Annotated in this window: 18 protein-coding genes; 10 read left to right on the top strand and 8 right to left on the bottom strand. The window is 53.5% G+C overall.

The features are described from left to right. Positions 1-4 precede the first annotated feature (4 nt). The 3 genes from pqiA to rlmKL are packed head-to-tail and all read right to left on the bottom strand — an operon-like array spanning position 5 to position 5,299. Positions 5-1,258 carry a membrane integrity-associated transporter subunit PqiA gene (pqiA, locus tag N1249_RS07575; protein ID WP_259836327.1) on the bottom strand — a complete coding sequence of 418 codons (1,254 nt, stop codon included), beginning with the start codon at positions 1,256-1,258 and terminating at the stop codon, positions 5-7. Between the two features lie 13 nt (positions 1,259-1,271). Next, positions 1,272-3,179: an ABC transporter ATP-binding protein gene (locus tag N1249_RS07570; protein WP_259836324.1), complete on the bottom strand. Its 1,908-nt coding sequence runs from the start codon at positions 3,177-3,179 to the stop codon at positions 1,272-1,274. Between the two features lie 11 nt (positions 3,180-3,190). Then, positions 3,191-5,299, bottom strand: a complete 2,109-nt coding sequence (rlmKL, locus tag N1249_RS07565) for a bifunctional 23S rRNA (guanine(2069)-N(7))-methyltransferase RlmK/23S rRNA (guanine(2445)-N(2))-methyltransferase RlmL (RefSeq protein WP_259838027.1) — start codon at positions 5,297-5,299, stop codon at positions 3,191-3,193. A gap of 98 nt (positions 5,300-5,397) precedes the next feature. Between rlmKL and N1249_RS07560 the strand changes: the two genes are divergently transcribed. After that, on the top strand, positions 5,398-6,507 hold the full coding sequence (locus tag N1249_RS07560) for a YcbX family protein (protein WP_259836321.1): 1,110 nt from the start codon (positions 5,398-5,400) through the stop codon (positions 6,505-6,507). On the opposite strand, the gene zapC is transcribed toward N1249_RS07560, so the two are convergent. Then, the gene (gene zapC, locus N1249_RS07555; RefSeq protein WP_259836318.1) at positions 6,504-7,046 is read right to left on the bottom strand and encodes a cell division protein ZapC; all 543 of its coding nucleotides are present in this window, start codon (positions 7,044-7,046) and stop codon (positions 6,504-6,506) included. The genes N1249_RS07560 and zapC overlap by 4 nt on opposite strands. Before the next feature lie 166 nt (positions 7,047-7,212). After that, a complete protein-coding gene (gene pyrD, locus N1249_RS07550) occupies positions 7,213-8,223 on the bottom strand; it encodes a quinone-dependent dihydroorotate dehydrogenase (RefSeq protein WP_014069615.1) in 1,011 nt (336 codons plus the stop codon). Between the two features lie 248 nt (positions 8,224-8,471). Here pyrD and ssuE point away from each other — a divergent pair, with 248 nt between their 5' ends. Genes ssuE through ssuB form a run of 5 tightly spaced genes read left to right on the top strand, consistent with a single transcriptional unit; the run spans position 8,472 to position 12,709 of the window. Continuing rightward, entirely contained in the window at positions 8,472-9,047 is a 576-nt protein-coding gene (gene ssuE, locus N1249_RS07545; protein WP_014069614.1) for an NADPH-dependent FMN reductase, read from the top strand. After that, a complete protein-coding gene (locus N1249_RS07540) occupies positions 9,040-9,999 on the top strand; it encodes a sulfonate ABC transporter substrate-binding protein (RefSeq protein WP_409193163.1) in 960 nt (319 codons plus the stop codon). Before ssuE ends, N1249_RS07540 begins: the two co-directional genes overlap by 8 nt. Beyond that, positions 9,996-11,141: an FMNH2-dependent alkanesulfonate monooxygenase gene (gene ssuD / locus N1249_RS07535; protein WP_259836314.1), complete on the top strand. Its 1,146-nt coding sequence runs from the start codon at positions 9,996-9,998 to the stop codon at positions 11,139-11,141. The genes N1249_RS07540 and ssuD overlap by 4 nt, the downstream gene beginning before the upstream one ends. A gap of 9 nt (positions 11,142-11,150) precedes the next feature. Next, positions 11,151-11,942, top strand: coding sequence for an aliphatic sulfonate ABC transporter permease SsuC (gene ssuC, locus N1249_RS07530; protein WP_259836310.1), 792 nt, complete (start codon positions 11,151-11,153; stop codon positions 11,940-11,942). Next, on the top strand, positions 11,939-12,709 hold the full coding sequence (ssuB, locus tag N1249_RS07525; protein ID WP_259836307.1) for an aliphatic sulfonates ABC transporter ATP-binding protein: 771 nt from the start codon (positions 11,939-11,941) through the stop codon (positions 12,707-12,709). Before ssuC ends, ssuB begins: the two co-directional genes overlap by 4 nt. Before the next feature lie 51 nt (positions 12,710-12,760). Here ssuB and pepN read toward each other — a convergent pair whose 3' ends face one another. After that, complete coding sequence (gene pepN / locus N1249_RS07520) at positions 12,761-15,373, bottom strand: aminopeptidase N (RefSeq protein WP_259836304.1); 2,613 nt, start codon at positions 15,371-15,373, stop codon at positions 12,761-12,763. A 264-nt stretch (positions 15,374-15,637) separates the two neighbouring features. On the opposite strand from pepN, the gene pncB reads away from it, so the two are divergent. The 4 genes from pncB to N1249_RS07500 all read left to right on the top strand — a co-directional run bounded on the left by pncB (position 15,638) and on the right by N1249_RS07500 (position 21,478). Further along, positions 15,638-16,840 carry a nicotinate phosphoribosyltransferase gene (gene pncB / locus N1249_RS07515; protein WP_259836301.1) on the top strand — a complete coding sequence of 401 codons (1,203 nt, stop codon included), beginning with the start codon at positions 15,638-15,640 and terminating at the stop codon, positions 16,838-16,840. Between the two features lie 166 nt (positions 16,841-17,006). Beyond that, positions 17,007-18,407, top strand: a complete 1,401-nt coding sequence (gene asnS / locus N1249_RS07510; RefSeq protein WP_182060251.1) for an asparagine--tRNA ligase — start codon at positions 17,007-17,009, stop codon at positions 18,405-18,407. A 607-nt stretch (positions 18,408-19,014) separates the two neighbouring features. Then, on the top strand, positions 19,015-20,103 hold the full coding sequence (locus tag N1249_RS07505) for a porin (RefSeq protein ID WP_311202543.1): 1,089 nt from the start codon (positions 19,015-19,017) through the stop codon (positions 20,101-20,103). A 184-nt stretch (positions 20,104-20,287) separates the two neighbouring features. Beyond that, positions 20,288-21,478 (top strand): amino acid aminotransferase, encoded by a 1,191-nt coding sequence (locus N1249_RS07500; protein ID WP_166717070.1) that lies wholly within the window; start codon positions 20,288-20,290, stop codon positions 21,476-21,478. A gap of 76 nt (positions 21,479-21,554) precedes the next feature. On the opposite strand, the gene N1249_RS07495 is transcribed toward N1249_RS07500, so the two are convergent. Together N1249_RS07495 and N1249_RS07490 are read right to left on the bottom strand one after the other, a co-directional pair. Further along, the gene (locus tag N1249_RS07495; protein WP_259836294.1) at positions 21,555-22,202 is read right to left on the bottom strand and encodes an MBL fold metallo-hydrolase; all 648 of its coding nucleotides are present in this window, start codon (positions 22,200-22,202) and stop codon (positions 21,555-21,557) included. Positions 22,203-22,222: 20 nt separating this feature from the next. Further along, positions 22,223-22,774, bottom strand: coding sequence for a YcbK family protein (locus tag N1249_RS07490; RefSeq protein WP_014069598.1), 552 nt, complete (start codon positions 22,772-22,774; stop codon positions 22,223-22,225). Positions 22,775-22,793 lie beyond the last annotated feature (19 nt).

Genomic DNA, 22,793 nt, shown 5'->3' with positions numbered 1-22,793 from the left:
GCTCTTACTCTTCCTCATGGCTTGACTCGGGCTCACGATCCCACGATAAACGAGGGTCGAAGGTCATGGCCGCAAACATTGTCATAATAACGACCAACGCAAACATCAGCGCTCCCATAGCGGGATAAATATTCATCAGCCCCCCCATCCGCACTAACGCGGAAAGAACGGCGATGACAAACACGTCAATCATTGACCAGCGTCCGACAAACTCGACAACTTCATAAATCAAGTGCATTCGCTCACTGTCACGCCTGCCGTGCCCTTTTGCATCCCAACAGAGCCAGGCAATCGCAATCATTTTTAACGTCGGCACCATGATGCTGGCGATAAAAATAACCAGCGCCACGGGATAAGACCCCTCACCCCACAGCAATACGACCCCCGCCATAATGGTGGAAGGCATTTTATCGCCGAGCAAATCGGTGATCATGATGGGCAAAATATTGGCAGGCAGATAAAGCATGATCGACGTAACCAGCAGCGCCATCGTCCACTGAAGGCTGTTTTTACGCCGTACATATCCTTTTGTTTCACAGCGCGGGCATGTGTCGAGATCGGCAGGCAGCACCGCGGTACAGCATGAGCAGGAGCGCAGTCCCTGGCGAATACCCGGCACACCCACTTTTACCGTCTGCGCAAGCGTAGGTGCAGGGGCAATGTCGTCCCACGCCCAGCGCCGGTCTACGCACTGAAACGCGCGTAATTGCAGCACACAGTAAAGACACCACGGAATAAAACTGCTGCCGATGCCCACATCGCCATAGGCCATCAGCTTCACGAAACTCACCAGAATACCGGCCAGGAAAATCTCGGCCATTCCCCAGCTTTTAAGCTGAAAAAAGATACGGGCAAGTTTAATTTTAAGGGGCGTGGGCATCCGGACACGGTTGACCAGCAGCAGGATCACGACCAGACAAGAGGCCGGGACAATCTGCACAAACAAAAGAAAAAAGGTTCCAAGACTGGCGTAATCTTCCGAGAACATCACGCCGGGGATTTCAAGGAGGTCAACCTGGCTGGTTATCCCTCCCACCTTCATATAAATGAAGGGGAAGAGATTAGACAGCAGGAGCATAAAAAGAGCAGCTATGGCATAGGCAGTAGGACGCTGCCTGGGTGCGTCCCACTCTGTCGTTAACGTTGTACCGCAACGCGGACAGGTTGCCTTATGTCCGTGACCCAGCACAGGCAGCGCAACGAGCATATCGCATTGTGAGCATAATATATGCCTGTCGGCATGGTGCTGGTCACACATATTTTATCCCTGTTTATGCGCCGTTTTTCAGAGACTCAAGGTACTCCCAGCGCTCAAATGCTTCTTCCAGTTCCTGTTCAGCACTGGAAAGGTCAGCCAATATTTTCTGAGTATAGTCGTGAGACTGCGTAAAGAATGAAGCATCAGCAACCTGAATTTGCAGTGCCTCAAGTGCAGCTTCAAGCTCCTCAAGACGCTTAGGCAGCCCTTCCAGCTCACGTTGCAGGTTATAGCTTAGTTTAGCTGATGTTTTCTTAGCTGTTTCTGCTTTTGTTACAGTAGGTTCCGGGCCATTTTTGGACTTTGCCTGTTTTTGCGCCAGCGATTGCGTTTGCTGCCCGCGCGCGTCGTGATAACCGCCCACATATTGCCCAATACGTCCTTCACCTTCGAAGATCCAGCACTCGGTCACGGTGTTATCGACGAACTGACGATCGTGGCTCACCAGCATCACCGTGCCCTGATAACCATCAATCAGCTCTTCCAGTAATTCCAGCGTTTCGACATCCAGATCGTTCGTCGGTTCATCGAGAATCAACAGGTTACTTGGCTTCAGGAACAGACGCGCCAGCAGCAGGCGATTTCGCTCACCGCCGGACAGCGCGCGCACTGGCGTCATCGCGCGTTTAGGATGGAACAGGAAGTCCTGCAAATACCCCAGGACGTGGCGCGGCTTGCCGTTAACCATCACCTCTTGCTTGCCTTCCGCCAGGTTATCCATCACCGTTCTGTCTGGATCCAGCTCCGCACGGTGCTGGTCGAAGTAGGCCACTTCGAGCTTAGTTCCGCAGTGAACGCGACCGCTGTCGGCCTGTAACTGACCCAGCATCAGCTTAAGCAGCGTGGTTTTACCGCAACCGTTCGGGCCAATCAGGGCAATTTTGTCGCCACGTTGTACCTGGGCAGAAAAGTCTTTCACCAGCACTTTGCCGTCAACCTGGTAATTAACGTCTTCCATTTCAAAGACGATTTTACCCGAGCGGGCGGCCTCTTCGACCTGCATCTTCGCGCTGCCCATCACTTCACGACGGGCGCTGCGCTCGTTACGCATCGCTTTCAGGGCGCGCACGCGGCCCTCGTTACGGGTACGACGCGCCTTGATGCCCTGACGGATCCAGACCTCTTCCTGCGCAAGCTTGCGATCGAACTCGGCATTTTGCAGCTCTTCGACGCGCAGATTTTCTTCTTTTTCCAGCAGATAAGTATCGTAATCGCCAGGGTAAGTCACCAGCTTGCCGCGGTCGAGATCGACAATACGGGTTGCCATATTGCGGATAAACGAACGGTCGTGCGAGATGAAGATAATGGTGCCGTTAAAGGTTTTCAGGAACCCTTCCAGCCAGTCGATAGCTTCGATATCCAGGTGGTTAGTTGGTTCGTCCAGCAGCAGCACTTTTGGGCCACTGACCAGCGCACGCCCCAGCGCCGCTTTACGCAGCCAGCCACCGGAAAGTGACGCCAGCTCCATATCCGCATCCAGACCTAATTGATCGAGCACTTCAGTGATACGGCTTTCAAGCTGCCACAGGCCGTGATGATCCAGCAGCTCCTGCAGGCGAGCCATCTCATTAAGATTTTTTTCACTTGGGTCAGTCATCACCAGATGAGAAATCTCGTGATAACCCTTCAGGTATTCAGCCTGCTCAGAGATCCCTTCCGCAACGAAATCATAAACGGTACCCGCCACATTACGCGGGGGATCCTGTTGCAAACGAGAAACAATCAGATCCTGTTCGTAGACAATACGCCCGTCATCCAGGCCCTGTTCACGGTTGAGGATCTTCATCAGCGTCGATTTGCCCGCGCCGTTACGGCCTACCAGACAAACGCGTTCGTTGTCCTCGATATGCAGTTCAGTATCATCGAGAAGTGGCGCATCGCTGAAGGACAGCCAGGCGCCGTGCATGCTAATAAGTGACATTTATATTTCCTTTAGACCGCGGTGATCAGCCAGCAGTTATGAATTTGACGGTTACGGGCAAAGTCCTGAGACAGCGTTTTTTGGCTGATTTCTTGTGCTTTCAGTCCCAGAGCGGTCAGGCCGTCGTGATCCATGCGGAATCCGCGTTTGTTGTTCGAGAACATAATGGTACCGCCTTTACGCAGCAGACGTTTCAGGTCGGTCATCAGGCGCAGGTGATCGCGTTGAACATCAAAGCTATCCTCCATGCGCTTGGAGTTGGAGAAAGTCGGTGGATCGATAAAGATCAGGTCAAACTGTTCATCCGTATCACGCAGCCAGCCCAGCACATCGGCCTGCATCAGGCGATGCTGGCGTCCGGTCAGCCCGTTAAGACGCAGGTTACGTTCCGCCCACTCCAGATAGGTACGGGACATATCTACCGTGGTGGTGCTACGCGCACCGCCAAGCCCTGCGTGCACGCTGGCGCTGCCGGTGTAGGAGAACAGGTTCAGGAAGTCTTTGCCCTTGCTCATCTGCCCTAACATGCGACGGGCAATACGGTGGTCAAGGAACAGGCCGGTATCAAGGTAGTCAGTCAGGTTGACCCACAGGCGAGCGTTATATTCGCCCACTTCAATAAAGTCACCCTTCTCATTCATCTTCTGGTACTGGTTTTTACCTTTCTGACGTTCACGGGTTTTCAGCACCAGTTTGTTCGGCGTGATACCCAGCACGGCGATGGTTGCCGCGATCACATCCAGCATACGCTGACGCGCTTTTTGTGCATCGATGGTTTTCGGTGGTGCATATTCCTGAATCACGACCCAGTCCGCATAGCGGTCGACGGCCACGTTATATTCAGGCAGGTCAGCGTCATACAGGCGATAGCATTCGATACCTTCCTGTTTCGCCCATTTTTCATATTTCTTCAGGTTCTTGCGCAGACGGTTGGCGTAATCTTCCGCCACACCAGAAGGCTTGCTGTCTGCGGCTTTCTCGGCCAGATGGTAGTTTTTCTGCACGCAGTCCAGCGGGCCGTTTTTCGCTTTAAACTGGCGGTCGGCACGCAATTGCAGGCAGCTCAGCAGCTCTGGCGAGGCGCTGAACAGCGACAGGTTCCAGCCACCGAAATGGTCTTTCATATTGCGACCCAACAGGCTGTGCAGCGCAATCAGTGCGGGTTCGCTGTCAAGACGCTCACCGTATGGCGGGTTGCTGATAACCGTACCGTACGGGCCTTTCGGCAGCGGATTGGTCAGGTTAGCAACGTCTTTCACTTCAAAGGTCACCAGGTCACCGATACCCGCGCGACGGGCGTTGCTGCGCGCGCGCTCAATGACGCGGGCGTCGCTGTCCGAGCCGTAGAAATGGGAAGTGTAGTCAGCCAGGCCTTTACGCGCACGCGTCTGGGCTTCGGCCTTCACCTCTTTCCAGATTTCTTCATCGTGCTGAGCCCAACCTTTGAATCCCCAATGGCCGCGGTGCAGCCCCGGCGCGCGGTCGGTTGCCAGCATTGCGGCTTCAATCAGCAGTGTACCGGAACCACACATCGGGTCGAGCAGCGGTGTGTCTGGCTGCCAGCCGGAGCGCATCACAATCGCGGCGGCCAGCGTTTCTTTGATCGGCGCCATACCGGTGCGATCGCGATAGCCGCGCAGGTGCAGACCCGCCCCGCTCAGATCAAGAGAAATGCTGGCGGTGTCGCCATTGAGCCACACGTTGATACGCAGGTCGGGATTTTCACGATCGACGTTCGGGCGTTCCTTATTTTTACGCGTGAAGCAGTCCACGATGGCGTCTTTCACGCGCAGCGCGCCGTACTGGCTGTTGCGGATCTCATCGTTCACGCCGTTGAAGTGCACCGCAAAGGTCGCATCAGGGGTGAAGATCTCTGTCCAGTCGATCATCTGTACGCCGGTATAGAGGTCAAGGTCGCTGTAGACCTTGCACTCTTTCATCGGCAGCATGATGCGCGACGCCAGACGGCTCCACATCAGGCTCTGGTAAATAAGCCGTGTGTCGCCCTCAAAATGGACACCACCCTGAACTACCTGGCACTCCTGTGCGCCGAGGGCTTCCAGTTCAGTTTTTAACAGCTCTTCCAGCCCACGGGCCGTACTGGCAAACAGAGAATTCATATCGTCACTTTTACTCATAGAAAATTGTCGCGCATTATAGCTAATATGGCGTGTATGTCATAAAGTTGAAGGCTTATTTTCATTTCAGGGAGTGTGCAGTGGCGACCTTATCCAGGCTTTTTATCCATCCGGTGAAATCGATGCGCGGCATTGGCGTTTCTCACGCGCTGGCCGACATGAGCGGATTTGCCTTCGATCGTATTTTTATGGTCACCGAGCCTGACGGTACATTTATTACTGCACGCCAGTTCCCGCAAATGGTTCGTTTTACCCCTTCACCTCTGCATGACGGTTTACACCTGACCGCGCCAGACGGCTCAAGCGTCGTCATCCGGTTCAGTGATTTTGCGCCTGTTGATGCCCCAACGGAAGTGTGGGGGAATCATTTTACCGCGCGTATCGCCCCGGATGAAATAAACCGCTGGCTGAGTGGTTTCTTCTCGCGTGATGTGCAGCTGCGCTGGGTCGGGCCTGAGCTGACGCGCCGGGTCAAGCGCCACGATGCCGTCCCGCTTTCCTTCGCCGATGGTTTCCCGTTTTTGCTGACCAACGAAGCTTCGCTTCGGGATTTGCAGAGCAGCTGTACAGCCAGCGTCCAGATGGAGCAGTTCCGCCCGAATCTGGTTGTTACCGGGACAGAAGCCTGGGAAGAAGACACCTGGAAAGTGATCCGCATCGGCAGCGTGATTTTTGATGTGGTGAAACCCTGTAGCCGCTGCATCTTTACCACCGTTAGCCCGGAAAAAGGACAAAAACACCCGTCCGGCGAGCCGCTGAAAACCCTTCAGTCGTTCCGCACCGCGCAGGACAACGGCGATGTCGATTTCGGGCAGAACTTAATCCCGCGCTCCAGCGGTGTGATCCGCGTGGGCGATGAGGTAGAAATTCTCGCGCGCGGGCCGGCCAAAGTGTATGGCTCGGGCCAGGAAGAAGAGTTTGTAGATGTCGAGATGGAACCCACTTCAGTGGTGGAGATCCAGTGGCAAGGGCAAGTCATCCGGGGCAACAACCAGCAGGTATTACTTGAACAGCTGGAACAAGCCGGGATACGTGTACCTTACTCGTGCCGCGCCGGGATTTGCGGATGCTGCCGTATCAGGCTGGTAGAAGGCGAAGTGAGTGCACTGAAGAAAACAGCGATTGGGGATGACGGCACTATCTTGTGTTGCAGCTGTATTCCGAAAACATCAATACAGCTGGAAGCTTAAACGGCCTGCTCGAGGCTGAAGGTATCAACACGCAGTTGCGGTTTCAGCCTGTCGTTCATCACTTTAATTGCGTCACCCAATTGCATCACCCGCCCGGCGATAGTCACGCCGGGTTGTGCCAGTAAACAGAGCGCGGCATTTTCGCCAGGCTCGACCACCAGCAAACTCACCTCTTCGGCGGTATCACTCAGATTGACGCTGGCGGCGTCCCCGGTGACCGGCTCCCAGCTCATACCATGAGCCTGAAAATGCCAGCTTTTTGGCATCTGCGGTTTGAGAAAACGGATTGCGACCAGCGCGTTTAATACCAGCTCAGCACGCTGCTCTTTAGAGAGTTCCAGGTCGCGGCATTTCTCTTCAAACGAGAAATAAAGTGCGGCATCGTCAACGCAAAAGCCTGACGGCGCGAAAGCATCAGGGGTCAGCATTCGGCGGGCAAAACGCGAACGAAACAACATACCATTGGCTAAATCGAGCATCATGCGGTCATGCTCATCGCAAAAATACCAGCGCCAGTTATCGTCAGGTTTAATTCGCATTTTTCTCTCCCGTCCCCAAACGCCCTGTTCTAAAAATGTCCTGATTGCGGCTTCGTTTATAACATCAATAATAAAAGACCATAATGTTTAAATAAGCAACAATGACGGAATATAAAACAACCAGGGCTGGAAATAAAGCCCTGGTTGTCTGATAAGGGAGAAAAGATTAGATGTGAGTAACGATTTCTTTAATCAACGGCGGGCCTTTAAAAATAAAGCCGGAATAAATTTGTACGATGGTCGCACCCGCCGCTATCTTCTCGCGTGCGGCGATGACAGAGTCGATACCGCCCACACCGATAATCGGTAGACGCCCATTTAATTCGGCTGACAAGGCACGAATAATTTCGGTGCTTTTTAATTGTACCGGACGGCCACTTAAACCACCCGCTTCGTCACAGTTTTTCATTCCCTGAACCAGAGAACGATCGAGCGTGGTATTGGTTGCAATAACACCATCAATATTATGGCGAACTAAACTGTCAGCCACCTGGATCAATTCTTCGGCGGAAAGATCCGGAGCGATCTTAACCGCGACCGGAACATATTTATGGTGGATCGCCTGCAACGCATTTTGCTTATTTTTAATGGCGCTGAGCAGATCATCAAGCGCTTCGCCATATTGTAAAGAACGCAGCCCCGGTGTATTTGGTGAAGAAATGTTCACCGCGATATAACCGGCGTAGGCATAGACTTTTTCCATACAAATCAGATAGTCATCTTTACCTTGTTCAACTGGCGTATCTTTATTTTTGCCAATATTGATGCCTAATACACCGTCAAAATGCGATTTTTTGACGTTCTCAACCAGATGATCAACACCCAGGTTGTTAAAGCCCATACGGTTGATCAGCCCCTCGGCATCGACCAGGCGGAACAGGCGCGGCTTATCATTACCCGGCTGCGGGCGCGGCGTCACCGTCCCGATTTCGATGGAGCCAAATCCCATCGCACCGAGGGCATCAATACACTCGCCATTTTTGTCCAGCCCGGCCGCCAGGCCCAGTGGGTTCTTGAAGGTCAGTCCCATGCACTGCACAGGTTTTTCCGGCACGTTCTGACGCACCAGTGCTTCCAGTGGCGTACCGGTAATACGGCGTAATTGCTGGAATGTAAATTCATGAGCGCGCTCAGGATCGAGCTGGAAAAGGGCTTTACGAACGAAGGGGTAGTACATGAACTCTCCTGGATTCCCGGTGTGCAAACCGGGAGGGGATTATGTGCGATCCTGCCCGGAAAGGGAATTGACCTGCGGCAAAAAAATCGCGCAAAACGCAATCGTTTCCCTCACAGCACACTTCTTATGCAGTTTACGGCATTTAAATTGCGGATAAATCATTTAGTGGAATAACCCCTCGGTGTCACACTCCTGAAAATTGTTATGAATGTTAGATAAAAGCAAACAATTAGTTATAAGGAGCAAACATGCGCGTCATTACCCTGGCAGGAAGTCCACGTTTCCCTTCTCGTTCCAGCGCGTTACTGGAATATGCCCGCGAAAAGCTGAATAGCCTGGATATCGAAGTCTGCCACTGGAATCTGCACAACTTCGCCCCGGAAGACCTGCTTTACGCCCGCTTTGACAGCCCGGCGCTCAAAACCCTGACCGAACAGCTCAAAGGCGCAGACGGCTTAATTGTGGCAACCCCTGTTTATAAAGCCTCTTTTTCTGGTGCCCTGAAAACGTTACTCGACCTGCTGCCTGAACGCGCGCTGGACGGCAAAGTGGTGCTGCCCCTGGCGACGGGCGGTACGGTTGCACATTTGCTGGCGGTGGATTACGCCCTGAAACCGGTACTAAGTGCGTTAAAAGCACAGGAGATCCTGCACGGCGTCTTTGCTGATGATTCGCAGGTTATCGACTATCAACACAAACCACACTTCACGCCGAATCTGCAAACCCGCCTGGACAGTGCGCTGGAAACTTTCTGGCAGGCCCTGCACCGCCGCGACGTTCAGGTACCTGCATTTAACCAGCCGCAAGGAGTTGCTCATGTTTAAACACTTAACCCGCATCGGGCTGGCTGGATTACTGAGCCTCTCTGCACTGGCGCACTCTGCGGAAACCGCACCGGAGAGCCTGCGTATTGGTTATCAGAAAGGCAGCGTCAGTATGGTTTTAGCGAAAAGTCATCAGCTACTGGAAAAACGTTTCCCGAACACAGCCTTCTCCTGGGTGGAATTCCCGGCCGGGCCACAGATGCTGGAAGCCCTTAACGTGGGCAGTATCGATCTGGGCAGTACCGGAGATATTCCGCCTATTTTCGCGCAGGCTGCCGGTGCGGACCTGGTGTATGTCGGTGTAGAGCCGCCCAAGCCAAAAGCGGAAGTGATTCTGGTACCAGAAAATAGCGCCATTAAAAACGTTGCTGAACTTAAAGGTCATAAAGTGGCGTTCCAGAAAGGTTCCAGCTCGCACAACCTGCTGCTGCGCGCATTGCAGGAGGCCGGGCTTAAATTCACCGATATTCAACCGGTTTATCTGACTCCTGCCGATGCCCGCGCAGCGTTCCAGCAGGGCAACGTTGATGCATGGGCTATCTGGGATCCCTATTACTCCGCGGCATTACTTCAGGGCGGCGTACGGGTGCTGAAAGATGGCAGCACGCTGAAACAGACCGGATCGTTCTATCTTGCCGCACGTCCGTATGCGGAAAAGAACGGTGCCTTTATTCAGGGTGTTCTCGACACCTTTACCCAGGCGGATGCTCTGACCCAAAGTCAGCGCCAGGAAAGTATCACATTGCTGGCCAAGACCATGGGATTGCCTGAACCGGTGATTGCCAGCTATCTGGATCACCGTCCACCCACCACCATTAAGCCTGTCGACGCACACGTGGCGGCGCTCCAGCAACAAACCGCCGATCTCTTTTATCAAAACCGCCTTGTTCCAAAACAGGTGAATATCCGCGAACGCATCTGGCAACCTACTGCACAAGGAACGAAATCATGAGTCTGAATCTTTTCTGGTTTTTACCGACCCACGGTGATGGACACTATCTTGGTACAGAAGAGGGTTCCCGCCCGGTCGATCACGGCTATTTACAGCAGATAGCCCAGGCAGCTGACCGCATCGGTTTTACCGGCGTACTGATCCCTACCGGACGCTCCTGTGAAGATGCCTGGCTGGTGGCCGCGTCGATGATCCCTGTCACTCAGCGTTTGAAATTCCTGGTCGCGCTGCGTCCGAGCGTGGTCTCCCCTACCGTGGCAGCACGTCAGGCCGCCACGCTGGACAGGCTTTCTAACGGACGCGCTCTGTTTAACCTGGTGACCGGAAGCGATCCGCAGGAGCTGGCAGGTGATGGCGTTTTTCTGGATCACACTGAACGTTATGAAGCCTCGGCGGAATTTACCCACGTATGGCGACGCCTGCTGGAAGGGGATACCGTCACCTATGAAGGCAAACATGTCCACGTTCGGGATGCGAAACTCTACTTCCCGCCGGTGCAGCAGCCGCGCCCGCCGCTCTATTTTGGCGGTTCATCCGATGTGGCGCAGGAGCTGGCCGCTGAGCAGGTTGATCTCTATCTGACCTGGGGCGAGCCACCTGAGCTGGTGAAAGAAAAAATCGCCCAGGTGCGTGCCAAAGCGGCGGCTCATGGTCGCAAAGTGCGTTTTGGTATTCGCCTTCATGTGATTGTGCGCGAAACGAATGCCGAAGCCTGGCAGGCGGCCGACCGGCTGATCTCGCATCTGGATGAGGACACCATTGCCAGAGCGCAGGCAGCCTTTGCCAGAACGGATTCCGTGGGTCAGCAGCGAATGGCGTCTTTGCATAACGGCAAGCGCGAGAATCTGGAGATTAGCCCCAATCTGTGGGCCGGTGTGGGTCTGGTTCGCGGTGGCGCAGGTACTGCGCTGGTGGGCGATGGCCCGACCGTCGCGGCACGCATCAATGAATATGCTGAGCTGGGTATCGACAGCTTTATTCTCTCCGGTTATCCACATCTGGAAGAGGCGTACAAAGTGGGTGAGCTGTTATTCCCGCATCTGGATGTCGCCATCCCGGAAATCCCGCAGCCTCGTCCGCTCCAGCTTCAGGGCGAAGCGATCGCCAATGAGTTTATTCCGCGAAAAGCCGCGCAAAGCTAAGGAGCGCCTATGTCTGTCACCGCACAAAAATGGCTGCTGCGTGCCGCCCCCTGGTTTTTGCCCGTTGGCATTGTGGCCATCTGGCAACTGGCCTCGTCAACCGGCTGGTTATCGAGCCGCATTTTGCCCTCCCCGGAGGGCGTCGTGGAAGCGTTCTGGTCACTCAGCGTGAGCGGCGAACTGTGGCAACACCTGGCTATCAGCTCCTGGCGTGCGGTGATTGGTTTTTCGATTGGCGGAGGCATAGGTCTGACGCTTGGGCTTATCAGCGGGCTGTCTCGCTGGGGTGAGCGTTTGCTGGACACCTCAATCCAGATGCTGCGTAACGTGCCGCATCTGGCGTTGATCCCGCTGGTTATTTTGTGGTTTGGCATTGATGAAAGCGCCAAGATTTTCCTTGTCGCGCTGGGAACGCTGTTCCCGATTTACATCAATACCTGGCACGGGATCCGCAATATCGATCGCGGGCTGGTAGAGATGGCGCGCAGCTACGGATTATCCGGCTTTGCCCTGTTTATCCATGTGATCCTGCCGGGCGCCCTGCCCTCCATTATGGTGGGTGTGCGCTTTGCGCTTGGGCTGATGTGGCTGACGTTGATTGTGGCGGAAACCATCTCGGCCAACTCCGGCATCGGCTATCTGGCGATGAACGCCCGTGAATTTCTGCAAACCGACGTGGTGGTAGTCGCCATCATCCTTTATGCCCTGCTCGGCAAACTTGCCGACGTCAGCGCCCAGTGGCTTGAACGTAGCTGGCTGCGCTGGAATCCGGCCTATACCACTCAGGAGGCAAACGCATGAATACCGCCCGACTGAACCAGGGAACACCGCTGTTGCTCAGCGGTGTGACAAAACGCTACGGCGAGAACACCATTCTTAACGCACTGGATCTGCATATTCCCGCCGGGCAATTTGTGGCGGTTGTGGGGCGCAGCGGCGGCGGGAAAAGTACGCTGCTGCGGCTGTTGGCCGGGCTGGAAGCGCCAAACGGCGGCGAGCTGTTGGCCGGAAATACCCCGCTTGCCGATATTCAGGATGATACCCGCATGATGTTCCAGGATGCGCGTCTGCTGCCGTGGAAAACGGTTATCGACAACGTCGGGCTGGGTCTGAAAGGCAACTGGCGAGACGAAGCCCGGCAGGCGCTGGCCGCTGTTGGGCTGGAAAATCGCGCGGGTGAGTGGCCGGCGGCATTGTCCGGTGGGCAGAAACAGCGCGTGGCGCTGGCCAGGGCACTGATTCACCGCCCCGGTCTGTTGCTGCTTGATGAACCGCTCGGCGCACTGGATGCCCTGACGCGTATCGAAATGCAGGATTTGATTGTCTCTTTATGGCAGGAGCACGGATTTACGGTATTGCTGGTGACGCATGACGTCAGCGAAGCCGTGGCAATGGCTGACCGTGTGCTGCTGATAGAAGAGGGAAAAATTGGGCTGGATCTGACGGTGGATATTCCGCGCCCACGTCGCGTGGGGTCAGCAAGACTGGCAGAGCTGGAAGCGGAAGTGCTGGAACGGGTAATGAAGCGTGGGGAAACTGAGCTACAGCGAAGAAAGGCTAATGCCTGATGCCCTCACCCCGGCCCTCTCCCACAGGGAGAGGGCGGGTTAACTTATATATCAGGCCAATGCCTTAGCAATCTTCTCGTACAGATCGCCAGACAGATTTTCCAGCCCTTTCAGCTGCTCGAGCGCGGCGCGCATCTTCGCCTGACGCTTCGCATCGTAGCGTTTCAGGCGGATCAGCGGCTCAATCAGACGTGACGCCACCTGCGGGTTACGGCTGTTCAGCTCGGTCAACATCTCAACCATGAACTGATAACCGCTGCCGTCTTCAGCGTGGAACGCTGCCGGGTTGCTGCTGGCAAATGCACCAATCAGCGAACGGACACGGTTCGGGTTGCTCATGGTGAAAGAGCGGTGTTTCAGCAGGCTGCGAACGGTGTTCAGGGCATCTGCCGCCGGGCTTGTGGACTGAAGGATGAACCATTTGTCCATCACCAGGCCATCCTGATGCCACTTGTCGTCGTATTCCTGCATCAGCGCATCACGGCACGGCAGTTCGGCCGCAACGCTTGCCGCCAGGGCAGCCAGGGCATCAGTCATGTTGTCGGCGTCATGATACTGTTTGCTCACCAGGGTGTTCGCCAGTTCGACTTCACCGAAGGCCAGATAACGCAGGCAGGTATTACGCAGCGAACGCTTGCCAATGTCGGCATGTTCCACACGGTATTCAGCCAGTTTATTCGCGTTATAGATAGCCAGGAATTCGTCAGCCAGCTCAGCGGCCAGAGTGCGGGTCAGCGCTTCACGAACGGCCACGATCGCAATCGGATCGATAATCTCGAACAGCTCGGCGATTTCACCTGCCGACGGTAAGGTCAGAATTTCCGCAGCCAGCGCCGGGTCAATCTTCTCATCCAGCAGAACCGCGCGGAAGGCGTCGGCCACATGCACCGGCAGCGACAACGGCTGGCCCTGCTGATGGCGGTTAACGTTCAGCTTGATGTAAGTTGCCAGCAGGCTTTGCGCCGCATCCCAGCGGGAGAAGTCGTTGCGCGCGTGACGCATCAGGAACGTCAGCTGCTGATCGCTCCATTTGTACTCCAGCTTCACCGGTGCGGAAAACTCACACAGCAGCGCCGGAACTGGCTGGAAGTAGACGTTATCGAAGATAAAGGTTTGCTCAGGCTGCGTTACATTCAGTACGGAATGTACCGGATGACCGCCCTTCTGCAATGGGATCACTTTGCCTTCGTTATCATACAGTTCAATGCTGAACGGGATATGCAGCGGATGTTTCTCTTCCTGCTCAGCCGTTGGCGGCGTGCGCTGGCTGATGGTCAGCGTGTACTGTTCGGTTTCCGGGTTGTAATCATCTTTGACGGTCACAATCGGCGTACCGGCCTGGCTGTACCAGCGGCGGAAATGGGACAGATCAACGTTCGAGGCATCTTCCATCGCCTGGACAAAATCGTCACAGGTGGCGGCGCTGCCGTCGTGGCGTTCGAAGTAGAGCTGCATCCCTTTCTGGAAGTTCTCTTCACCCAGCAGGGTGTGGATCATACGGATGATTTCAGAACCTTTTTCATACACCGTCAGGGTGTAGAAATTATTCATTTCAATAACTTTATCCGGGCGAATCGGGTGCGCCATTGGGCTGGCATCTTCGGCAAATTGCAGGCCGCGCATGGTGCGCACGTTGTTGATACGGTTAACCGCGCGTGAACCCAGGTCAGAGCTGAACTCCTGGTCACGGAAGACGGTTAAGCCCTCTTTCAGGCTCAGCTGGAACCAGTCGCGACAGGTGACGCGGTTACCGGTCCAGTTGTGGAAGTACTCGTGGCCAATCACGCGTTCGATATCGAGATAATCTTTATCGGTTGCGGTATCGGTACGCGCCAGCACGTATTTGGAGTTAAAGATGTTCAGACCTTTATTCTCCATCGCGCCCATATTAAAGAAGTCGACGGCAACGATCATATAGATGTCGAGATCGTATTCGAGGCCAAAGCGCTCTTCGTCCCACTTCATGGAGTTGATAAGCGAAGTCATTGCCCACGGCGCGCGGTCGAGGTTACCGCGGTCAACAAACAGCTCCAGCGCCACATCGCGTCCGGAACGGGTTTTGAAGGTATCGCGCAGGACGTCGAAATCCCCCGCCACCAGCGCAAACAGGTAGCATGGTTTCGGGAACGGATCCTGCCACTGCACCCAGTGGCGACCATTTTCCAGCTCGCCTTCACCCACGCGGTTACCGTTAGAGAGCAGGAACGGATAAAGGGTTTTATCGGCAATAATTTTGGTCGTGAAGCGCGCCAGCACGTCCGGGCGGTCCAGATACCAGGTGATGTGGCGGAAACCTTCCGCTTCGCACTGCGTACACAGCGCCACGCCCGACTGGTAAAGCCCTTCCAGCGCGGTATTGGCCGCAGGGCTGATCTCATTCACGATGCGCAGGGTAAAATGGTCCGGCAGGCTGTTAATGACCAGCTGGTTGCCTTCTTCTTTATAGTCAGTCCAGGCTTCGTCATTAATATGCAGGGATACCAGCGTCAGGTCTTCACCATCAAGACGCAGCGGTACTGCGGTCGCGCTTTGGCGCGTCACCTGGCTTACCGCCGTTACCACGGTTTTATTGGCATCCAGGTCAAAAGTCAGATCGATATCGCTAATCAGGTAATCCGGCGCACGGTAGTCGTGGCGGTATTTGGCTTGTGGCTGTTGTGTCATAGAAAACCTTATGCATCGTTTGTCGAGTAACGATTCAATATATTCCTGTTGTGTAAAACGCGCTATGCAGAATGTTCATCTTTTCAGGTGCAAAGCCCCTTTTTGCTACATTTTTATAACACGGGGCACGAAATGCCCTCGACCATAACTACAGCTTATGTTGTGATCGGGGTTCAATAAATCGCTAAACAAGGTATACTCCAGCGGTTTCTGTAGTTGTTTATTGTACTAAACGCTCCTGTGAGAGGATGCTACTGCGCACCTATGACTCAATTCGCTTCTCCTGTTCTGCATACGTTGCTGGATACCGATGCGTATAAACTGCATATGCAGCAAGCCGTTTTCCACCATTATTATGATGTCCATGTTGCGGCGGAATTTCGCTGCCGGGGCGACGACTTGCTGGGTATCTACGCAGATTCCATTCGTGAACAGGTCGATGCTATGCAGCATCTGGCTCTGCGGGACGATGAATACCAGTGGCTTGCTGGCCTTCCCTTCTTCAAAACCGACTATCTGAACTGGCTGCGTGATTTCCGCTATAACCCGACGCAGGTGACCGTCACCAACGATAACGGCAAGCTGAACATCCGCCTGGAAGGCCCGTGGCGCGAAGTGATTATGTGGGAAGTGCCGCTGCTGGCAGTGATCAGCGAGCTTGCACATCGCTATCGCTCGCCCGAAACAGGCGTTGAACAGGCCGTTGCGTCGCTGGAAAACAAACTTGTTGAGTTCTCGCAGCTGACCGAAGGGCTGGATATGTCGCGCTTCCGCCTGATGGATTTTGGTACGCGCCGTCGTTTCTCCCGCGAAGTGCAGCAGGCTATTGTTAAGCGCCTGCAACAGGAGTCCTGGTTCGTTGGCACCAGTAATTACGATCTGGCACGCCGCCTGAATCTGACGCCGATGGGCACCCAGGCGCACGAATGGTTCCAGGCGCATCAACAAATTAGCCCGGACCTCGCTACCAGCCAGCGTGCTGCACTGGCGGCATGGCTGGAAGAGTATCCAGACCAGTTAGGGATCGCGTTGACCGACTGCATTACAATGGATGCCTTCCTGCGCGATTTTGGGCCAGAATTTGCTACGCGCTACCAGGGCTTACGCCATGATTCCGGGGATCCGGTGGAATGGGGTGAGAAGGCCATTGCCCATTACGAAAAACTGGGTATCGACCCGATGAGCAAGGTATTGGTCTTTTCCGATAACCTGGATTTAGCCAAAGCGGTCGATCTTTATCGTCATTTTTCCGCCAGGGTTAACCTGAGCTTTGGTATTGGCACCCGCTTAACCTGTGATATTCCTCAGGTGAAACCTCTGAACATTGTCATTAAACTGGTGGAATGTAACGGCAAGCCGGTAGCGAAACTCTCCGACAGCCCGGGAAAAACCATCTGTCACGACAAGGCATTTGTGCGTGCGTTGCGTGAAGCCTTCGACCTGCCTCAGGTTAAAAAAGCAAGCTAAGTCATCTCAGGGAGCCTTCTGGCTCCCTTCTTCTTATTTATTTCCGATTTCTTCTCTTTTGACTGCGAAATCTGCTTGTCTGATGGCAGATGCCAGGTAACATAGATATCCCCCCATAAGGGTGGACAAGTGTCTATTTTTTCCGACTATTAACAGAGAGAATATTATGAGCGTTGTGCCTGTAGCCGACGTACTCCAGGGCCGTGTCGCCGTTGACCAAGAAGTCACCGTGCGCGGATGGGTGCGTACTCGCCGAGATTCTAAAGCTGGCATCTCCTTCCTTGCCGTCTATGACGGTTCCTGCTTTGATCCTGTACAGGCCGTCATTAATAATTCTCTGCCCAATTACAATGATGACGTCCTGCACCTGACCACGGGTTGTTCCGTTATCGTAACAGGCGTAGTGGTTGCCTCTCCGGGCCAGGGCCAGAGCTTCGAAATTCAGGCGTCTGCCATTGAAGTGACCGGCTGGGTTGAAGATCCTGATACTTACCCGATGGCGGCAAAACGCCACAGCATCGAGTATCTGCGTGAAGTGGCGCACCTGCGTCCGCGCACCAACCTGATTGGTGCGGTTGCTCGCGTTCGTCATACGCTGGCGCAAGCGCTGCATCGTTTCTTTGACGAGCAGGGTTACTTCTGGGTTTCTACCCCGCTGATTACGGCCTCCGATACCGAAGGCGCAGGTGAAATGTTCCGCGTATCCACGCTGGATATGGAAAACCTGCCGCGCACGCCGGAAGGCAAAATCGATTACGACAAAGACTTCTTCGGTAAAGAGGCCTTCCTGACGGTGTCCGGCCAGCTCAACGGCGAAACTTACGCCTGTGCGTTGTCTAAGATCTACACCTTCGGCCCAACCTTCCGTGCGGAAAACTCCAACACCAGCCGCCACCTGGCGGAATTCTGGATGCTGGAGCCAGAAGTGGCGTTTGCTGACCTGAATGATGTTGCGGGCCTGGCAGAAGCGATGCTTAAGTACGTGTTCAAAGCGGTTCTGGAAGAACGCGCTGACGACATGAAATTCTTCGCCGAGCGTGTGGATAACGACGCGATTGCCCGTCTGGAGCGTTTTGTTTCGGCTGACTTCGCGCAGGTGGATTACACCGATGCGGTTGCGATCCTCGAAAAATGCGGTGAGACGTTCGAGAACCCGGTTTACTGGGGCGTCGATCTCTCTTCCGAGCATGAGCGTTACCTGGCAGAGAAGCACTTCAAAGCACCAGTGGTGGTGAAAAACTATCCGAAAGACATTAAGGCCTTCTACATGCGCCTTAACGAAGACGGTAAAACTGTTGCGGCGATGGACGTGCTGGCACCGGGCATCGGTGAAATTATCGGTGGCTCTCAGCGTGAAGAGCGTCTGGACGTGCTGGATGCCCGTATGGAAGAGATGGGCCTGAACCCGGCTGATTACAGCTGGTATCGCGACCTGCGTCGTTACGGCACCGTGCCTCACTCCGGTTTCGGTCTGGGCTTCGAGCGTCTGATCGCTTACGTGACCGGCGTTCAGAACGTGCGTGACGTGATTCCATTCCCACGTACTCCACGTAACGCAAGCTTCTAATTCCGCGTTAATTAAAATGGCCAGCAATTGCTGGCCATTATTTTATCCTGCTTTGTCAGTTTTCGTCAGTTGAAAGTCAGCATCTTTAAACTACAACCCCGTCATAACCTCTACCTGTTACGTTTTGTTTCCACGAAATATCTATGAACAAAAAATAAACCGCACTCTTATTGCGCTTAATACATATCTTACGCATTAGCACAAATTTCAACCACATTTACAGCCATCCAGAAGGCTGTCAGCAGTCATAAGAAAAAACGAGTCGTTTAACTTCTGTTTATATGAATTGCCTTTATCCAAATTAAGCATAAGCAATTCATATACATAGGAATGAATCAGACTTTTAATTAGCCAATCAGTTCTGAAATTTGAGGTGGTTCACAAAGTTCCTTAAAATACACAAATTCTTACACATTATTTCTTTTTGTTACTCAATCTTGAGAATTGTAGCATTTTCAGGCTAGCGAAACGGTTCTATGAATGGAAAGATGCCTGTCAGATACATAAAGACACCAAACTCTCATCAATAGTTCCGGAAATATTTATTGACAGAATTTATTGACGGCAGTGGCGAGTGTCATAAAAAAACCAATGAGGGTAATAAATAATGATGAAGCGCAATATTCTGGCAGTGGTTATCCCTGCTCTGCTGGTAGCCGGTGCAGCTAACGCTGCAGAAATCTATAACAAAAACGGCAACAAACTGGATCTGTACGGGAAAGTAGTTGGTGAGCACGACTTCGTTACCTCTGGTGACAACACCGACAGCAGCGACAACACCTATGCACAGATCGGTTTCAAAGGCGAAACTCAGATCAATGACCAACTGACTGGTTACGGTCAGTGGGAATACCGTGCCCTGGCAAGCCAGGCAGAAAGCAACCAGTCTCAGCGTACCCGTCTGGCGTTCGCTGGTCTGAAAGCCGGTGATGCTGGTTCCATCGACTACGGCCGTAACTACGGTATCGTATACGATGTAGAAGGTCTGACCGATATGGCACCTTCTTTCTCCGGTATGACCTGGGCTAACTACTCTGATAACTTCATGACTGGCCGTACTACTGGCGTTCTGACCTACCGCAACACCGACTTCTTCGGTCTGGTTGATGGTCTGAGCCTGGGCCTGCAGTATCAGGGTAAAAACGAACGTACTGACGTTAAAACCGCTAACGGTGACGGTTTCGGTACTTCCGTTGGTTACGAATTCGGTGAAGGTTTCGGCCTGATCGGTGCATACAGCAACTCTGACCGTACCAACCTTCAGACTGCTGATGGCAAAGGCGACAAAGCTGAAGCATGGGCTGTTGGTGCTAAATATGATGCGAACAACATCTACCTGGCAACCACCTATGCTGAAACCCGCAACATGACCCGTGAAGCTGACGGTACATTCGCGAACAAAACTCAGAACTTCGAAGTGATCGCTCAGTACCAGTTCGACTTCGGTCTGCGTCCTTCCGTGTCTTACGTTCAGTCCAAAGGTAAAAACCTGGCTCAGCGTGGCACCTTCAATGGCGGCGATGCTGACCTGCAGAAATTCGTTGAACTGGGCGCAACTTACTACTTCAACAAAAACTTCAACATCTATGTTGACTACCAGCTGAACCTGATCGACGACACCTCTTACTCTCGTAACGTTGGTATCGTGAACGGTAAAGACGACCAGGTTGCAATGGCTGTGACCTACCAGTTCTAATCAGTACACCACTTTGTTATATGCTTAATGAACAGGGCTTCGGCCCTGTTTTTTTATGTCTGATAGTAAAAAATGGCGACTTTTGAAAAGCCGCACGCTTTTCGTCGCAAACGGTTGGCATTTTGTAAATCTACCGTTAACCTGATAGCGGATTTCACTTCTGTAATCACAATGGAACTTCGTCATGTTTGAGAACATTACCGCCGCTCCTGCCGACCCAATTCTGGGCCTGGCCGATCTGTTTCGTGCCGACGACCGCCCTGGCAAAATCAACCTGGGTATTGGTGTATATAAAGATGAAACCGGCAAGACTCCGGTACTGACCAGCGTTAAAAAAGCTGAGCAGTATCTGCTGGAAAACGAAACCACCAAAAACTACCTCGGTATTGATGGTATCCCTGAATTTGGTCGTTGCACTCAGGAACTACTGTTCGGAAAAGGCAACGCGATCGTGACCGATAAGCGTGCCCGCACTGCACAGACCCCTGGCGGTACTGGCGCGCTGCGCGTTGCGGCGGATTTCCTGGCAAAAAATACCTCCGTTAAGCGCGTGTGGGTCAGCAATCCAAGCTGGCCGAACCACAAAAGCGTGTTTAACTCTGCGGGTCTGGAAGTGCGTGAATACGCCTATTATGACGCGGCAAACCACTCTCTCGACTTCGACGGCCTGCTGGCCAGCCTGAGCGAAGCGCAGGCTGGTGATGTGGTACTGTTCCACGGCTGCTGCCATAACCCAACGGGTATCGATCCTACGCTTGAGCAGTGGGAACAGCTGGCTAAACTGTCCGTTGAAAAAGGCTGGCTGCCGCTGTTCGACTTCGCCTACCAGGGCTTTGCCCGTGGTCTGGAAGAAGATGCTGAAGGCCTGCGCGCCTTCGCTGCTGTGCATCAGGAACTGATTGTTGCCAGCTCCTACTCCAAGAACTTTGGCCTGTACAACGAGCGTGTCGGTGCATGTACTCTGGTGGCTGCTGATGAACAAACTGTTGATCGCGCATTCAGCCAGATGAAGTCCGTGATCCGCGCGAACTACTCTAACCCACCAGCACACGGCGCATCTGTGGTTGCCACCATCCTGAGCAACGACGCCCTGCGTGCAATCTGGGAACAAGAGCTGAACGATATGCGTCAGCGCATCCAGCGTATGCGTCTGCTGTTTGTGAACACTCTGGCTGAGAAAGGCGCTGACCGCGACTTCAGCTTCATCATTAAACAGAACGGCATGTTCTCTTTCAGCGGCCTGACCAAAGAACAGGTTCTGCGTCTGCGTGAAGAGTTTGGCGTGTATGCGGTGGCTTCAGGCCGTGTGAACGTTGCCGGCATGACGCCAGACAACATGGCGCCGCTGTGCGAAGCGATTGTCGCTGTGCTGTAACCATCCGTCGGGTGTTTTCACTCACCCGGCAAATAAAAAAGCCTGCATCATGCAGGCTTTTTTTATTTAATCGGGTTTACCAGACAGGCATTTCATCCTGAAGGAACGGGTTGTGTAAACGCTCATAACCCAGCGTCGACATCGGGCCATGCCCAGGAATAAACGTCACGTCATCACCCAGCGGCAATAATTTCTGTTTAATCGACTGAATCAGCTGGCCGTGGTCGCCGCGCGGGAAGTCGCTGCGTCCTACGCCACCTTTGAAAATCACATCACCGGAAATCAGCAGACGCGATTTATCATCAAAGAAGACGATATGACCTGGCGTATGCCCAGGACAATGCAACACCTGTAAAGTCACATTCCCTACGGTAACGCTCTCCCCTTCGTTCAGCCAACGATCGGGTGTCAGAGGTTGACACTCATCAAGACCAAACATGCGGCTTTGGGCAGGTAACCCTTGCAGCCAGAACTCATCTTCTTTTTCCGGGCCAATCACCGGCACACCGTAGTGTTGCGCCAGCTCCGCCGCAGCCCCCACATGATCAAGATGACCATGGGTCAGCAAAATCTGCATCAGCGTCACACCCGACGCTGCGACTTCTTGCTTGATTTTCCCGGCGTCACCACCGGGATCGACAAGCGCGGCCAGTTTGGTTTGCTCACACCAGATTAATGAACAGTTCTGGGAGAACGCGGTAACCGGAATAATACGATAGTTCATACTGCTCCTGTATTTCGTTATTACCAGTGCCGAACGGGCCCGGTATCAATATGCACAAAGTTGCTGCTGGGGTAATATCCTACACCACCTGCACGCATAGATAACGCAGCTTTGCGAATATTGGCTAACGAAACGCCTTCAATATGAAAATCCATCGCCTGTCCTTTAGTGTGATAGCTTTTTTTAGCTACCCCACGGCTATGGGCGCGCAGCTCGTTATTGGTATCAAGAGAGCGATAACCGGAAACGAGTTGCACTGGCTTGCTGGTTCCGAGCAGGCCCTGGAGGCGGAAAAGCTGATCAAATAATCCAGGATCGATGGCTTTTATTTTATTCGCGCGGAAATCACGGAAAAAATGGTTTAGTTTTGCTAATTCATCCTGAATATAGCCTCTGCCATCGAAAAATTCCGCTTTAAGCGACTCACCAGTATGCAGATTGTTGAGCGTTAAAATACGCGGACGAGGTGTCGAGAGGGTGGCAAATGCTGGCGTAGGCAAGATGGCCGCTGCGCCAAGCGCAACACCACCTAACGCCAGCAGTTTGCGGCGATTAGCGTCAAATTTGTCCATGATAATCAGGTCTACAGGT

The organism is Enterobacter sp. CP102 (genome assembly GCF_025152625.1).
GTDB classification, from domain to species: Bacteria; Pseudomonadota; Gammaproteobacteria; order Enterobacterales; family Enterobacteriaceae; genus Enterobacter; species Enterobacter soli.
Note: the sequence above shows the minus strand (reverse complement) of the source record. Positions and strands in the feature narration are given on the sequence as shown.